Origin of the sequence: Candidatus Acetatifactor stercoripullorum, assembly GCF_944382095.1 — a bacterium.
In the GTDB taxonomy this organism is placed as follows: domain Bacteria; phylum Bacillota; class Clostridia; order Lachnospirales; family Lachnospiraceae; genus Acetatifactor; species Acetatifactor stercoripullorum.
Genome location: NZ_CALWMU010000031.1, coordinates 1 through 12,486, shown reverse-complemented (window position 1 = coordinate 12,486; position 12,486 = coordinate 1). Strand labels below are relative to the sequence as shown.

The window sequence follows — 12,486 nt, the reverse complement described above, 5'->3', positions numbered from 1 at the left end:
CCGACTTCTCAAGCCTTCCCTGACAGACCGGCCCGGGCATAGAGTTCCTCCCTCTCCTTTCCCATGACCTCCCTATACTGCCCGGGAAGCAGCCCGTCCAGCGAAACATTCATAACACGGATGCGCTTCAGGCTTCTCACCTGATAGCCGCAGGCCTTACACATTCGCCTTATCTGTCTGTTGACTCCCTGGGTCAGTGTCAAGTGAAAGGTATATTTTCCACTCTGCTCTGCCCTGCATTTTCTGGTGGTAATCCCCAGCTCCTTCAGATAAATGCCGCCGGACATTTTGTCTAAAAATTCCAGTGTTATCTCCTTGTCTACCTTAACCACATATTCCTTTTCATGCTGGTTTGCTCCCCGCATTATGGCGTCAATCAAATCTCCATCATTGGTTAAAAGCAAAAGCCCTTCCGAATCCTTATCCAGCCTTCCGGCGTAGGTCACCCGCACCGGATAGGAAATTACATCCGTTATCTTTTTTTCCGCATGGACATCCCGCTCTGTACAAGTCACGCCTGTTGGCTTATAAAAAGCCAGCACCGTTTTCTGATTCTGCTTTTGCACAATTTTCTGATCTACCCTGACCTCATCCCCATGGCATACCAGCTGTCCCTTGCAGGCTCTTAGGCCGTTTATCTGCACTCGCCCTTCCTCAATCAGTCTGTCCGCATCTCTTCTGGAGCATACACCGCATTCCGCCAAATATTTATTCAGTCGAATCTGTTCCATCATAAGGCTCCATTTCCTCTATCCGCCGAACCTTTGGGATGCCGTTTCCCTGTACCAGTCCGGTTTTTGCCAATTTGTCCGCCAGATCATTGTACCGCACATTTGTATGGGCCGCAACCTTTGTAAAGCGCAGCGCCACCTTTCCCCCCCAGAGACGCATAGCCTGAGCATACTTTTTCGTCAGCTCCGTCTTAGCCTTCCACTCTCCCGTCACCCATTTTTCAATGCCCTGGTAGTCATAGCATATCTCCAGCGCGCCAAACCCGTTGGCCATGGCAAACTTTACCGCAAACATAGCTCCCAGCATTTCTCCGGTCACATTGCGCAGCTTAAGAGACTGCTCATTGCTGCCATTTCCATACTCCGTAAAAATTCTGCCGTCCGGCAATAGAAAAACACAGCCAAAGGCATACTTTTTCAAAGCATCATCGTAGCTTCCGTCCACATAGGCCAAAAGCTGCCCCTGCTGCAAAGAAGCTGCAGCAGGGGTGTCTGCCTCCTCCAGATAAGCCTTGGCCTCCGAAAGAGTGGCAAAGCCCTTATAGCAGGCTCCCGGGTAACCCTCCACAGAAGCCCTGCATTCTGTCCAGCTGGTAAATATACCTGTCTTGCTGCCTTTTTTTACAACGTAATACTTCTTGCCAGCCATCGTCCCTCGCTCCATCCATTCCAAATATACCGTGTCAGGAGGCATAATATAAGCTCAATGGCCTCCCTCCCGCTTCTCCGTCTGGTAAAACAAAAAGCTGTTTTTACCGTTTCTCTTTACCTTGTACATAGCGTTATCCGCATAAACAATCAATTCCTTCATGTCCTCCGTATCCTGGGGATAGGAAGCAATGCCAATGCTTCCGCACACCTGAGCCTTTTTGTCCTCCAGCACAAAGGGCTTATGAAACACCTGGCTGCATTGGAACACCAGCTTTTCCACGATCTTACTCTGGCTGCTGCGGATGATGACGATAAATTCATCGCCGGCATAGCGGTACGGCGTGAGCACCTGGGTCTGAATTTCCTTCAGCCGGGCAGCCACCTGACGCAAAGCGTCGTCTCCCGCAGTGTGCCCGTAAGTATCGTTGATGGTCTTAAAATTATCAATGTCCAGCATCATCACCGTGCACGGCCGCTTCTCGTCAATACAATTCTGAAGGTCCTCCTTAAATTTGCTGCGGTTTGGAAGGCCCGTCAGAAAATCATGCTGTGAAGCAGATTCCAAAATACTTCTGGCCTCCTCCAGCTGCTCCATCAGCTTCTTTCTTTTTACCTGCAGATAAAGCATCCACAAAATAACCAAAATAAGCACAGCCGTCAGGATTCCCGCCGGAATCAGGGCTTCTCTGTTACGCTCTGCAAAGGTTTCTTCATGGTTCAAAATAACCGTGTCTTCGGGAAGCACCGACATATCCAGGCCAAATTTTTTCATTACAGCCTCATCCACGCAATAAACATTTGGACTTTCTATAACGCTGCCAGCATCCCCTGCTTCCTGCCCGTTAATAATATCTGTGGCCAGCTGTGCGGCTATCTCACCGGAACGCTCCATGGACACCACATTGCCCCCAAGCAGTCCCTCTCCAATGCCATCGCCCTCAACCATGCGCAGAACAGGAACCTTGGCCCACCGGACCACCATCTCTACGGACTCTGCATTGGAATAAATTTTCCCATCTGCGTCCTCCGTCATCACCACGTAAATGAGAATGGTATCCTCACTTACGCTGTTAATTGCAAGCTGCAGCTCCCAGGTATCCAGCTCGGAGGTGTTGATCTCCGAAAACTCCAGCTCCGGATACTGCTGTGCACATGCAAAAAAACGCCTTCTTTCAGCCTCACCGGTTATGCTGTTATCCAAAATAGCAACCACCTTAAACGCCTTTGGATTGATTTGTAATCCAAACTCAATATTTTTCTCCACAGACAGCTTTTCCAGTATTCCCATCACCAAGGGGTCCTGGGCCATCTCTTCCGCCAGCTCTTCATCATTGACTCCCTCGAAGATCAGCGGTGTATCAGGAAAAAGCTCCTCCTTATGCTCCTTTGCAAACAATAAAGCGGCGTCATCCCCCACAATCACCACATCGTAGGGCTCCACCTGGGATAGACGATATTTCAGGCTTTCGTAAAAATACTCCATGGACGTTTCATCATCCACTCTCTTGGTATCCATAAATTCATAATCCAGTACAATCCCTTCACCCAGACCCTTCTTGATTCCGTCAATCTGTATCTGCACAGTGTCCCACGCATAAGAATAGGAGCTGATAAACAGGACTCTCCCTTCGTCAGCCGCCGATACCCGCATGCCGCTGCATAACAGTACCGCAAGCATGATGATTCCCCATATCCTTTTCATTCCCTTTTTCCCTGTCATGATATCATCTTCCCTGAATATAAGATTTACTCTTTTTTATTTATTATATCACCACATTTTACACGAAATCAAGATATTAGGCAAGGTATTTCAAAAAGCTTCAGTTTATCAATGCGTATCACACCTCCACTATAAATTAGCCTTGCTCTTAATCTCCCCAATCAACTCATGCACCGTCGTACACGGGCACATCTCTGATGGCTTTGTTTTACCTTCTCTAATACACTGCTCTAGCTTCTGCTGTGCTATCTGAATTGCCCTTTCTTCATCACCGAATTTACAGAGCTTTCCGTATATCAGCTCATCAGCTTTTGAATACTTTTGCCCGGTTTTGGTCTCATATACTCGTCCAAAATCTGAGCAGCAAGTCCAAGAATCCTGAATTGCCGGCATGAAACCGAAGTAGGCATACATCCATATTTCAAAGCATGGATTGGACCAGCCCACTCGTATTCCTTTACTCACTGCTTCTGCAATAATCTCGTCAAACCTCTGCACCCGGTCTCTGTCAAATACAATCCACGGAATACGATACTGTGCATCATAAGCTGTAAGTTCCAGACATTTATTAATCATGGTACGCGTCTTTGTCTCCATAACCTTAATAACCAGCTTATTTCTAACATCCTCCGGCAAAGCCAGATGAAGTCCTGTAAAGAAACAACGCTCTGTAGCTTCTGTATCGGTAACAATCAGATAGTAACCTAATTCCGGCAATTTGAATTGTTTTCTCTGCTCTCGCGATTTTCGGTTACCTGTTCTATCCTTTTTCGCCATACTCAATCCTCCTTAAATATATCAATACTCTTTAAGGCAGGGATTGCACCATACTTTCCAATCAGATAATTCTTCTCATAGCTTTCATCCTTACGGATACGGGAACCATCCTCATCCACAAAGTCAGCCAATGAGTACAGCGTGGAAACGCCTCTCTCATCCTTTTCCACAAACCAGATTTCATCACGTCGTAACAACTGATTAGACAACTGCCATGTGTCATGAGTTGTAAATACAAGCTGTGCATGGTTGATGTTGATTTCCGGATTTAAGAAAGTAAGCAAAAAGTTTCTTACAAGCAACGGATGAAGGCGAGCATTTAATTCATCAATAAAGAATACACTTCCCTTTTCCAATACTTCCTGTAATTCCGGATACAATGCAAACATTTTCAATGTTCCGGCAGACTCCATTCCCAAAGGGATTTCTGCCATATCATCCGAATCAATCATTTTATGGAGAGCATTAATTTTGTAGGTATCCTCTTTTGTTTCTCCATCGTGAGGAACCTTTTCAATTCGAAAATCCTTGATATGCTCGTCAAAGGATGCAAAATATTCTACCACTTTCTGCTGAACATCCTTGTTTTCTACAAATCCCTTTGGCAATCTGTGGGACATAAAGAAGTTAGTGAAAGGATCACCAAAATCAGCAAATTCATTTGCCAGGAACCAATCTCTGATTGCCTTACACTTACCGACTTTCAGCTTCGCCCCCAAAGAGATAATGAGTACCTGCCTTTCAAGCGCAACCTGAATATTATCCCTGCTACTCTTAGGAAATCCTGATAAATCCAGGTCTTCATCGGAATTTCCGCGGTAGAATACAGTACTGTACTTTCTGGCAGTCTTTGCCTTAGAGTTGAGCCATTCTTCCGTTACGCCTTCCTTGTTAATGCAGAAACCATAATTATATGTTCTCTCTGACTTATCCCCCGGCAAGGTAAAATACACTTCAAAGCTGGATTCTGCATTGGCAGATGTGGAATCGAACAAAAACGGAGTAGGTCTGAATTCATCAAACTTTTCCTCCTCATCGCCATACTTGAAAGAATCTGCAACATAATCAGACATATATTCAAAAGCATTATATATATTAGACTTTCCGCTTGCGTTTGCTCCATAAATGGCAGCAACCGGCAGAATCTTTTCACTGCCAACAGTCACTACTCTATCCGAAAACTCTGTCATCTTCGCTGCGGACAAGTCCAAAGTAGCCTCATCTCTAAATGACTTGAAATTTTTAAAATTAAATTGAATTAACATGATTGCTGCCTCACCTTCTTTTCTACTTTCTATTATATACAGTTTTTTTATAAAATCAACATTCAAATTCGTTTTTTTCTCACTTTGATGTATTTATTTCCCCGTATGTTGCGGATATGGCTCATGACAATCATGTTCAGCCTGAATCATCTTGTAAAGCAACATATGGAAACGCTTCAAAAAACCGTCCAAAATCAGTAAAAAAAGTCCTGGAAATTCAGCATTTCCAGGACTCTCCATAGAATCAGTCTATCAAATTGTCCGACATCAAATTGTCCAAAGGACAATTCAAAATCCGCGAAACAGACAAGCTTGTCTATTAAACGATTCCCTGTGCAGTCATAGCCTCAGCAACCTTCAAAAAGCCTGCAATGTTAGCGCCTGCCACATAATTTCCTTCCATGCCGTATTTCTTTGCGGCATCATCCAGATTGTGGAAGATGTTTACCATGATGTTCTTTAACTTGCTGTCCACCTCTTCAAAGGTCCAGCTGAGTCTCTCGCTGTTCTGGCTCATCTCCAGGGCAGAGGTAGCAACGCCGCCTGCATTTGCAGCCTTGCCGGGGCAGAACAGTACGCCGTTTGCCTGCAGATACTCTGTAGCCTCCATTGTAGTGGGCATATTTGCGCCCTCAGCCACAGCAAAGCATCCGTTCGCCACAAGCGTCTTTGCATCCTCCAGATCAAGCTCATTCTGGGTTGCGCAGGGAAGGGCAACATCACACTTCACGGTCCATACGCCCTTACCCTCATGGTACTGTGCGCTGGGTCTTGCCGCTGCGTATTCTGTCAGTCTCGCCCTCTTTACTTCCTTTACTTCCTTCAAAAGCTCTACATCGATGCCCTCCGGATCATATACCCATCCGGTGGAATCAGACACGGTAACTACCTTTGCGCCAAGCTGCTGTGCTTTCTGGCAGGCATAGATGGCAACATTGCCGGAGCCGGAGATCGCAACCACCTTGTCCTTGATGTCCTTGCCGTTGCATTTTAACATTTCCTCAGTGATATAGAGCAGACCGTAGCCGGTAGCCTCGGTTCTTGCCAGGGAACCGCCGTAGGTCAGTCCCTTACCAGTGAGAACGCCTTCATACAGGCCGGTGATTCTCTTATACTGACCGTACATATAACCGATCTCTCTTGCGCCGGTACCGATATCTCCTGCAGGAACGTCGGTATCCGCGCCGATATATTTATACAGCTCCGTGATAAAGCTCTGGCAGAACGCCATAACCTCTCTGTCGGATTTTCCCTTGGGATCAAAATCAGAGCCACCCTTTCCGCCGCCGATGGGAAGGCCTGTCAGGGAATTTTTGAAGATCTGCTCAAATCCAAGGAATTTGATAATGCCAAGATTTACGGAGGGATGCAGTCTCAATCCTCCCTTGTAGGGTCCAATGGCAGAGTTAAACTGTACGCGGAAGCCATTATTTACCTGTACCTGTCCCTTGTCATCCACCCAGGGCACACGGAACAAAAGCTGCCTCTCCGGCGTCACAAGTCTCTCCAAAAGCGCGTCCTTTCGGTAAGCCTCTTCGTTTGCTTCGATCACCACGCGAAGGGACTCCAAAACCTCTTTCACTGCCTGATGAAACTCCGGCTGTGCAGGATTTTTGGCAACAACCATATCAAACACTTCATCAACGTATGACATTATTATGTCCTCCTTATAATTAGTATGTACAAACAACTGGAAAACAGTCATAAAAAAGGCATAGGACGAAACCTCCTATGCCATGACGCCGTTGTCCTAGGGAATATTATAAACCCTGTTTTTCATTTTCACAACTTGCTTTATCTCACTACATTGTAAAAGTTTTTTTTGTTTTTTTATACAAATTGCACAAGAAAATATACATGTATACAATATACGGCCCCTTTGAAATATTACAGATAATCCTTTAGTACGCCAATGCTCTTCTCCTCAAAATCAATAAGCTGCTTTGCCAGAGCCACAGGCTTTTCCCCCGCCTCCGCATTATGCTTTAATACCTTGGACATCTCCAGTATGCCATTGTTGCTTCCCTTAATCATCAGCTCAGCAATATGCTCCGTGCTGGTGTTCAACAGCGTATTGTAATGAATGCCTGTTTTCAGCATAATATCAGCCAGATGATTCCCCCGATAAGACTCTGCCTTTGCCGCTATCAGCTGTTTGGAGGCTTCATTGTGCAGCTCTGAATATTTCACCGATTGTCTGGAAATCTGTAATGCCAGCCGTTCATCGTAAACCTTGTCCGATATAGTGTCAATGGCTTTCATTGCCATCTCCGTATTCCTTTGAATTTCCCGATATACTGCAACTTCCTGTGAGTTCATAGGCCACCCCGCTTGTTTTGTGATTAAAAAATGCTTCCCATTGGGAAGCATTTCATTCCATTTGTATTCTTTGCAGTTATCCGGATATTATTCATAAAACGGGATTCTTCCTCATTATTGAACATATTCCGCCTTCACATATCCCACCTGGCCGTTGTAATTGATCCTGCACCAGCCGTTTTCATTGGCCAGAAGCTCAGCAGAATCGCCGCCAGCCAGCACGCCCAGCTTTTCTGCCGTTTCACTGGCAGACGCGCGCACATTGATATTTGTAGTGGCTGTCACTGTTCCGATAACCGTTGCTCCATCGGAGCTTTCCGCACTGGCCGCAGCCTGCAGAAACTCAGACTTGATATAGCCCTCCTGACCCTCATAGAGCACCTTTGTCCATCCGTTCACACGTTCCTCCAGCACCTGCACGGTGGTTCCTCCGTCCACCTTTCCCAATCTGTCTGCCTGCTCACTGTCAGAGACGCGCACGTTCACAGTGGTGGTGGCTGTAGCGTACTGTACAGTGTTTTCCTGGGAAGCCTCCACATCGGTCTCACCTGCAGTCTCTCCCTCCTGAGCGTCTGCGGCTTCTCCACCCTGCTCCTGGGTCTGGGCGTCCTCCCCAGATTCAGATTCCGAAGCAGACTGTTCCGCCAGAATCACGCCTACCTCCTTATTTACCTGCTGATCCAGTTCGCTTAAGTATTCCAGAAGCTCCGGCTGATCCAGCATCAGCTGATTGTACTCCTCTGTAATCCGGTTGTTAAACTCCACCACATCGTCCTGTGCATTCACAGCCCTGATATATTCAATCACATCATCAGTATTTTCTCCCCGCTTGATATAGAGGGAGCCATTCTCGTCAGTACAGATGTAAAGAGCCTGATATCCCGGAAACTCCGTCGTCTGATTCTGGAAAATCACCCTGTAATAAACATAGGCGATGGTAGAACCCTCCTCCGGTCCCGCCTTTGTGTAAATCTCCAGAGCCGGATAATTTTCAATATACTGTGCATTTACCTGAAAACGAATCAGTTCCGTGTCCGACATTTCATCGCAGATGCTTAAAATGGTATCCGTATCCCCCAAAGCCACCGCATTGTAGTAGGTTGCTACCAGGGAATAGATGTCGCTGTCCTCATTGGCCACCAGAGGAACCTCCGGCACCGTCTGCTCCTGGGTCTCCCAGGCAGCGGTCTCAAAGACGGAGGCGGTCTCCTGTTCTGTCTGCACGATTTCCGCAGGCGTACCCCTCCCCACGTTTAAAGCAACAGTAACCGTAACAGCTGCTGCCGCCACAATCACAACCGGGAAAAGAAACTTTCCACGCTTCACGATAAAGTCACGTATTGCTCTCAATTTATCATTTTGCATACAAACACCTTTCTTTTAACTGGAAAAAGCCGCAAGCGGCCCCTCTATCATAAAACATTATCTGTGATATCCTCATAAAAAAATCAGGGTGATGTAAAGTGCATCCGACAGGAATCGAACCTGCATTAAAGGCGTCGGAGGCCTTCGTTCTATCCATTAGACTACGGATGCAAATATTACAAAATTGTTACATCACCCTGATTATATTAACATAAAAATCTCAGTCTGTCTACTATGTTTTTGCGGAAATTTTTAGAAAATGACTTTTATGCTCTTTTCGGTGCGGTCATAGTAATAGAGGCTGTCAGACAAAACCTCCTCTGGCTCCGTTTGAGATACGTTGATCTCCTCTACCATTTCTTTCAGCCTCCGGCCCCAGTCCCCGCCTTTGTCTGCCAGCAGTATCACCTCATGCACCGAGCTTGGCAGAATGAAAAAATCAGCCTGCTCTTTCTCTGCCAGCTCCTCCAAAACCCCGGGATAAAGCATGCAGGCAGCGCCAAATGCCCGCTGTCTGTTTGTAAGCACCCGGAAAGGCATTTTCTCATAAAGAGACCTGCGGGCAGCTTCCTCCTGATCCTGTTGTTCACCGCACTCCTGCATAATTTCATCTATGGAGCTGCTCACCCATGGAAACAGTCTGGGAGTATTTTCCTGGGCCAGCAAAAAAAGCTCCTCCACAGTGGTCTGCCACATTTCCATATGAGAATTATGCACCAGAATGGTTCCCATGCCCAAATCATCCCCCTGATAGGCGTAATAAAAGCTCACCGCCATATCCAAATAGGGAATATAAGGAATATCCTCCAACAGCTTCCTGTTTTTTTCTGCAGAAATCAGGCGGTAACAGATTCTGTCCCGCACCTGCTCAAAGCTTTTAAAAAACGCCATGTTCAGATTTTTCCCACGCATATCCTGTTTATAAATGCGTACAACATTCTCTATGATTTCAGAAAGAGAAATTCCATTGTTATACGCCTCCCAAAGCTCCTCCAGATAGATGGTGGGACATATATTGTTCTGTTCCGATAAAATGGTCATTCCCTGCATGAGCACGTCATTGTTTTTGCGTACTTCCTGAATTTTAACCTTATATTCCGCGCCCAGAATTTCCTCGACCTGCCGCTGCACATACTGTGCAAATTCTTTGATTTCCATATGCTCCTCCGTAATTTCTCCATGACAGAGGCTTTGCCGCCCTCATATGACAGATGTCCGAACAATATGGAGAAATTTTCCCCTTATTCACAAACAACGGATACTTCTCTTTAAAGGTATTCCTATGTTAAAAAAGACAACAGGAAGGCTTGGCAGCGCCTGCCTGTTGTCTCACAAGCCAATGACAGAAAAATCCAATGCGGCAGATTATACGCGGGACAGGTATTCTCCTGTTCTGGTGTCAATCTTGATCTTGTCCCCCTGCTCCACAAAAAGAGGCACGGAAACCGTTGCTCCGGTTTCCACCGTTGCAGGCTTGGAAGCGCCTGTAGCGGTATCTCCCTTAAAGCCAGGCTCCGTTTCGGTAATCTCAAGCTCCACAAACAAAGGGGGCTCCACGGAGAAAACGCTCCCATTATGGGAACATATCTTGCACATCTCGTTTTCCTTTACAAACTTCAGCGCATCTCCTACGGTCTCGCTGTTTAACGCAATCTGATCATAGGTCTCCGTATCCATGAAATAGTACAGATCACCGTCCTCATACAGATACTGCATATCCTTTCTGTCAATCCGTGCCTGAGGGCATTTTTCGGTGGGTCTGAAGGTTTTCTCAACCACACCGCCGCTCTTTATGTTCTTCAGCTTCGTTCTCACAAATGCTGCGCCCTTTCCGGGTTTTACATGCTGAAATTCAATAATCTGATACACATTATTATCTAATTCAATCGTAATACCGTTTCTGAAATCACCTGCAGAAATCATAGTTTACAGTCCTCCTAAATTTTCACGTTATAATTCTCTACTAGTTTAATATATGGACGCGCATTTTTCAACTGTTTTTGAAAAATTTGTTCAATTCTTATCTGCGGATGGAGGCCACCGCTTCATCGGGAATGACAAACTCCACCGTTCCCATATACATGGGAGCCACATCCCCTTCGTTAAAGCAGATCACAATATTGTCATCTTCGTTCAGGTAAAAGGAGGTCTCCTCCGTAATGGCATGGAAATTCCAATCCTCCACCCCCTCCGGCACATCTTCTTCTAACCAGTACATCACCGATTCGTCCGCCGCCATCTGCTCTCTCATCTGCGTCTTGATGTTTTCACTGATAGGCGTAATATAATCTGCTCCCTCCGTAAAAAGCTCCGCAAGCTGCAGACGTTCTCCCGTGTTCAAATCAATGGTATAAAAATAATTCCACTCCATCCCGCTTCCCGCTCCCTGATAGCAGATCAGCTTCAAGGTAAAATAATCCTCACCGGTGCTTAATACCTCCGACGTTACCATCACATTCTGATAGCCCTGCTCCTCTTTCAGACCGGCCTCAAACTCCGCTACATACCGATCCGTAATCTCCCGGATTTCCGCATTGATTTCCTCCGTTGTCTTTTTGAGCGTTTCCTGTTTTGCGCTTTCCTCCGGCAGGCTCTCCGTATCCGCCACCAGCTCCGGGACGGTAATATCCGCTTCGTTTCTATCGCCCTCATACTGATAATCCCGGAAGGTTACAACCTCTACCAGCCTTCCCACAATGGGAATTGCGCTCATGGCGTGGGCAACGCTTTGGGAGGTGTTTGGCAGCACAATAAACAGCGCCAGAGCTGCCGCCGCAGCTGCCCCGGCCCTTGCCATACGAACCCTTTTATCTCTTCTCTTTTTGCGCTTTGCTTCCTCTATCCGTTTCTTTAAGGATGCTACCTGCTCCGTCGTCATACTGTGCTCCTGATACTTATTTTTCATTTCTTCTATCTTCTCATAGTCGCTCTTTTTTCTTTCCATACGTCACGCTTCCTCTCTTTTTTCAATTCTCCGACAGCTCCAGCCTCAGCTTTTTCAGCCCTCTATACAAACGGCTTTTTACGGTATTCACATTCTCGCCCAATACCTCTGCAATTTCACTCAGCTTCATGTCCTCGAAATACTTCAGCTGGATCACGGCTTTATCCTCTCCCGGAAGGCCGTTCAGGGCTTTGTACAGATCAAAGTCACTATAAACATCCTCTCTTCCTTCTTCTCTGGTCTGTTCCTCATAAGACAGCTGTTTTTCCTTCTTCAAAAACCGGAATATCTCATTGAGCATGATCCGGTACACCCAGGTTGACGCATATTCCACATTTCTCAAGGAACCGCTGTGAAGTATTGCTTTATAAGCGCCGTCCTGCACAATATCTCCGGCGTCCGCCTCATTGCGCACATAACTGTAAGCCAGCCGGAAATAGCTGTTGTAATTATGGAGCAGAATTTCCTCCACCTTCTGTTCTTTTCTGTTTTTTTCCGGAAAAAGCATACTGCTGACACACCTCCTTCTTTTGTTCTCTGATGATTAGACATTTCTGGAAAAGAAAAAGTTTCCCCTTTATAAAAAAAAATTTCCGGCAAGGTAGCAGCGCATAAGACAGGTTTATAGCTTTAGAGAGAACAGCGTGGCGGAAGTCACGCTGTTCTGCTTTTTGATGTGTGAGTGAGCATTTCGGCAATGATGCTCTCCGGCAG

The 12,486-nt window shown here is 46.3% G+C and carries 12 protein-coding genes and 1 tRNA gene; all 13 read right to left on the bottom strand.

Annotation, left to right across the window (positions count from 1 at the left end):
* Window positions 1-8 precede the first annotated feature (8 nt).
* Window positions 9-734 carry a pseudouridine synthase gene (locus SHK35_RS10035; RefSeq protein ID WP_318704081.1) on the bottom strand — a complete coding sequence of 242 codons (726 nt, stop codon included), beginning with the start codon at window positions 732-734 and terminating at the stop codon, window positions 9-11.
* On the bottom strand, window positions 709-1,380 hold the full coding sequence (locus SHK35_RS10030; protein WP_318704082.1) for a ribonuclease H family protein: 672 nt from the start codon (window positions 1,378-1,380) through the stop codon (window positions 709-711). The genes SHK35_RS10035 and SHK35_RS10030 overlap by 26 nt, the downstream gene beginning before the upstream one ends.
* A 54-nt stretch (window positions 1,381-1,434) precedes the next feature.
* Complete coding sequence (locus tag SHK35_RS10025; RefSeq protein WP_318709657.1) at window positions 1,435-3,102, bottom strand: diguanylate cyclase domain-containing protein; 1,668 nt, start codon at window positions 3,100-3,102, stop codon at window positions 1,435-1,437.
* Between the two features lie 129 nt (window positions 3,103-3,231).
* Window positions 3,232-3,879, bottom strand: coding sequence for an RloB family protein (locus SHK35_RS10020; RefSeq protein ID WP_318704084.1), 648 nt, complete (start codon window positions 3,877-3,879; stop codon window positions 3,232-3,234).
* 2 nt (window positions 3,880-3,881) lie between these two features.
* Window positions 3,882-5,144: an AAA family ATPase gene (locus tag SHK35_RS10015; RefSeq protein ID WP_318704095.1), complete on the bottom strand. Its 1,263-nt coding sequence runs from the start codon at window positions 5,142-5,144 to the stop codon at window positions 3,882-3,884.
* Between the two features lie 319 nt (window positions 5,145-5,463).
* Window positions 5,464-6,798 (bottom strand): NADP-specific glutamate dehydrogenase, encoded by a 1,335-nt coding sequence (gene gdhA / locus SHK35_RS10010; RefSeq protein WP_318704085.1) that lies wholly within the window; start codon window positions 6,796-6,798, stop codon window positions 5,464-5,466.
* A 233-nt stretch (window positions 6,799-7,031) separates the two neighbouring features.
* On the bottom strand, window positions 7,032-7,463 hold the full coding sequence (locus tag SHK35_RS10005) for a hypothetical protein (RefSeq protein ID WP_318704086.1): 432 nt from the start codon (window positions 7,461-7,463) through the stop codon (window positions 7,032-7,034).
* A gap of 114 nt (window positions 7,464-7,577) precedes the next feature.
* A complete protein-coding gene (locus SHK35_RS10000; RefSeq protein WP_318709656.1) occupies window positions 7,578-8,828 on the bottom strand; it encodes an SH3 domain-containing protein in 1,251 nt (416 codons plus the stop codon).
* 99 nt (window positions 8,829-8,927) lie between these two features.
* Window positions 8,928-8,999: transfer RNA gene (locus SHK35_RS09995), tRNA-Arg, on the bottom strand.
* Between the two features lie 81 nt (window positions 9,000-9,080).
* The gene (locus SHK35_RS09990; protein WP_318709655.1) at window positions 9,081-9,986 is read right to left on the bottom strand and encodes a DUF5688 family protein; all 906 of its coding nucleotides are present in this window, start codon (window positions 9,984-9,986) and stop codon (window positions 9,081-9,083) included.
* Between the two features lie 207 nt (window positions 9,987-10,193).
* A complete protein-coding gene (gene efp / locus SHK35_RS09985; protein ID WP_318704089.1) occupies window positions 10,194-10,751 on the bottom strand; it encodes an elongation factor P in 558 nt (185 codons plus the stop codon).
* A 97-nt stretch (window positions 10,752-10,848) separates the two neighbouring features.
* Window positions 10,849-11,772 carry an RsiV family protein gene (locus SHK35_RS09980; RefSeq protein ID WP_318709654.1) on the bottom strand — a complete coding sequence of 308 codons (924 nt, stop codon included), beginning with the start codon at window positions 11,770-11,772 and terminating at the stop codon, window positions 10,849-10,851.
* Window positions 11,773-11,794: 22 nt separating this feature from the next.
* Complete coding sequence (locus tag SHK35_RS09975; protein WP_318704091.1) at window positions 11,795-12,280, bottom strand: sigma-70 family RNA polymerase sigma factor; 486 nt, start codon at window positions 12,278-12,280, stop codon at window positions 11,795-11,797.
* Between the last annotated feature and the right edge of the window lie 206 nt (window positions 12,281-12,486).

Excerpts from the sequence above, each read along its gene's own strand:
- SHK35_RS10025 (WP_318709657.1), bottom strand. The coding sequence starts at position 3,102 with ATGACAGGGAAAAAGGGAATGAAAAGGATATGGGGAATCATCATGCTT.
- SHK35_RS10020 (WP_318704084.1), bottom strand. The coding sequence starts at position 3,879 with ATGGCGAAAAAGGATAGAACAGGTAACCGAAAATCGCGAGAGCAGAGA.
- SHK35_RS10030 (WP_318704082.1), bottom strand. The coding sequence starts at position 1,380 with ATGGCTGGCAAGAAGTATTACGTTGTAAAAAAAGGCAGCAAGACAGGT.
- SHK35_RS10015 (WP_318704095.1), bottom strand. The coding sequence starts at position 5,144 with ATGTTAATTCAATTTAATTTTAAAAATTTCAAGTCATTTAGAGATGAG.
- SHK35_RS09990 (WP_318709655.1), bottom strand. The coding sequence starts at position 9,986 with ATGGAAATCAAAGAATTTGCACAGTATGTGCAGCGGCAGGTCGAGGAA.
- SHK35_RS10005 (WP_318704086.1), bottom strand. The coding sequence starts at position 7,463 with ATGAACTCACAGGAAGTTGCAGTATATCGGGAAATTCAAAGGAATACG.
- gdhA (WP_318704085.1), bottom strand. The coding sequence starts at position 6,798 with ATGTCATACGTTGATGAAGTGTTTGATATGGTTGTTGCCAAAAATCCT.
- SHK35_RS09975 (WP_318704091.1), bottom strand. The coding sequence starts at position 12,280 with ATGCTTTTTCCGGAAAAAAACAGAAAAGAACAGAAGGTGGAGGAAATT.
- efp (WP_318704089.1), bottom strand. The coding sequence starts at position 10,751 with ATGATTTCTGCAGGTGATTTCAGAAACGGTATTACGATTGAATTAGAT.
- SHK35_RS10035 (WP_318704081.1), bottom strand. The coding sequence starts at position 734 with ATGATGGAACAGATTCGACTGAATAAATATTTGGCGGAATGCGGTGTA.
- SHK35_RS09980 (WP_318709654.1), bottom strand. The coding sequence starts at position 11,772 with ATGGAAAGAAAAAAGAGCGACTATGAGAAGATAGAAGAAATGAAAAAT.
- SHK35_RS10000 (WP_318709656.1), bottom strand. The coding sequence starts at position 8,828 with ATGCAAAATGATAAATTGAGAGCAATACGTGACTTTATCGTGAAGCGT.